At 68.8% G+C, this 2,159-nt stretch carries 2 protein-coding genes; both read right to left on the minus strand.

From position 1 onward, the window contains the following. The coding region (locus tag ACL06G_RS21395) for a non-ribosomal peptide synthetase (RefSeq protein WP_412788147.1) at window positions 1-1,221 on the minus strand (1,221 nt) is incomplete at its 3' end. Further along, window positions 1,214-2,159: condensation domain-containing protein (locus ACL06G_RS21400; RefSeq protein ID WP_412788146.1), on the minus strand; the 946-nt coding region annotated here is incomplete at its 5' end. The genes ACL06G_RS21395 and ACL06G_RS21400, both read right to left, overlap by 8 nt.

The raw sequence follows: 2,159 nt of genomic DNA on the forward strand, positions 1-2,159 counted from the left end.
TGTCCGATACAGACGGCCCCCCTCGGTCTCGTCGAAAGGGTTGGCGCTGAAGGCCTCCGCGGTCAGGTCGGGCCGCCCCAGATAACCCCGCGCCAGACCCGCACCACCGATGAACAGCTCGCCGGCCGCTCCCACGGGTTGGAGCCGCTTCCGGGCGTCGAGAACGTACAGCTTGGCGCCCGTCACGGGTTTGCCGATGTGTACGCGTTCCAGGTCGGGCGTGTAGCGGGCGAGGCAGACACCGACGGTGGCCTCGGTGGGTCCGTACCCGTTGAAGAAGGACCGGCCGGGCGCCCAGACGCGTACCAGGTCGAGCGGGCAGGCTTCGCCGCCGACGGTGATGCACCGCACGAGGGGCAGCGACTCCTCGGGCAGCGTGGAGAGTGCCGACGGGGTGAGGCTGATGTTCTCGACGGCCTGCTCCGCGAGCAGTTCGGCCAGGTCGGAGCCCATCATCGGCATGTCGGGGGGCGGCAGGACCAGGGTGCCGCCCGAGAGCAGCGAGGCGCACATTTCCCACACCGAGATGTCGAAGCTCAGAGAGGTGCCCTGCAGCACCCGTTGCGGAGTCTCCAGCCCGTAGTTCTCGTACTGCCACTGGGTGAGGTGGCGGAAACCGCGGTGCGTGACCTGCACGCCCTTCGGCTTTCCGGTGGAACCGGAGGTGTAGATCACGTACGCGAGGTCGTCGACGGTGCCGCCCGTCGCGACCGGGGTGTCCGGCCGCTTCTCCAGCTCGGGCCAGAAGTCCTCCACCGTCAGCACCTGGGCGTCGCACTCGGGCAGCGCCTCCAGGGCCGAGCGGCGGGTGAGGACGACCGGCAGGTCGGCGTCGGCGACCATGTAGGCGAGGCGGTCGCGGGGGTAGGACGGGTCCAGCGGCACGTAGGCCGCACCGGCCTTCATGATCGCCAGTAGTCCGACGATGGTCTCCAGGGAACGCGGCATGCACAGACCGACCAGCGTCTCCCGGCCGACGCCCCGCTCCCGCAGGTAGTGGGCGAGGCGGTTGGAGGCCCTCTCCAAGCCCGCGTACGTCAGCTGTGCGTCGCCGAACGCCACCGCGATCCGGTCGGGAGAGCGGCGGACCCACCCCTCGAACAGCTCGTGGAACGGCGTCGGCTGCGTCGCCTGCTGCTTGATCTCCTGGAGCCGGCGTCGCAGCATCTCCTGCTGCGCCGGGGACAGGTTCTCGAGTTTCTGGAGAGTGCGCTCACTCATGGTTGTCACTCGTCTCCGTAGCCGGTGATGCAGTCAACGGGTGGTCCTGAGGATCGCTCGGCGGCGTTCCCTGAACTTCTGCGAGGAGTTGCTCGAGAAGTTCGCGTTCTTCGGCGCTCGTCGCACCGGCTGCGTAGGCCGACAGGTCGAAGTCGGCATCGACGACCGGCTCCTGCGAGTCCCGGTCCCCCTGGGCGAGGATCTGCCGGCGCTCCTCCTCCGTGAGCACGGTGAACTCGCCCACTCGCATCTCGGGCTTCCCGGCGAGCTGGGAGCAGACGCCGTGGAGGTGGCCGAGCATCCGCTCGACGGTTTCCCTGTCGAAGCGTCCGGTGTCGTACTGGATCGTTACCCGGAGGCCGTCCTCGACGGTCACCACCACACCGAGCGGGTAGTTGATGCGTTCCTCCGCGCGCTTCAGTTCGAAGCGCAGCGCAGCGTCCGCGTCCCTCTCGACCGGGTAGTTCTCGAACACGAAGAGGCTCTCGAACAGCTGGGCTCCTGCGGGGAGTCCGCTCCACTGGTGCACCTGCCGGAGCGGGCTGTAGTCGTACTGCCGCATCTGCACGTTCTGTTCCTGGAGTGCGTGCAGCCAGTCGAGCGAGGAACTCTGCTCGGGCAGCGGCACCCGGACGGGCAGCGTGTTGATGAAGAGACCGACCACACGCTCGATGCCCTCGACCTCGGAGGGACGCCCGGAGACCACTGTGCCCAGTACGACGTCGTCGGTGCCGGCGTAGCGGCCGAGCAGCAGCGCCCAGCAGCCCTGGAGCACCGTGTTGAGGGTCAACCGGTGTGCGTGTGCAAGCTCCTGCAGTCGGGCGGTGTCCTGCGCGTCGAACGACAGCGTCACCTCGTCCTGGCCGTCCGCTCCGGGCGGTGCGGCGCCGGGGTCGACGTGACGTTCGACGCTCAGCGGAGTGGCCTGCTCGACCCCG

The organism is Streptomyces callyspongiae (assembly GCF_047200695.1).
Classification (GTDB): Bacteria; Actinomycetota; Actinomycetes; order Streptomycetales; family Streptomycetaceae; genus Streptomyces.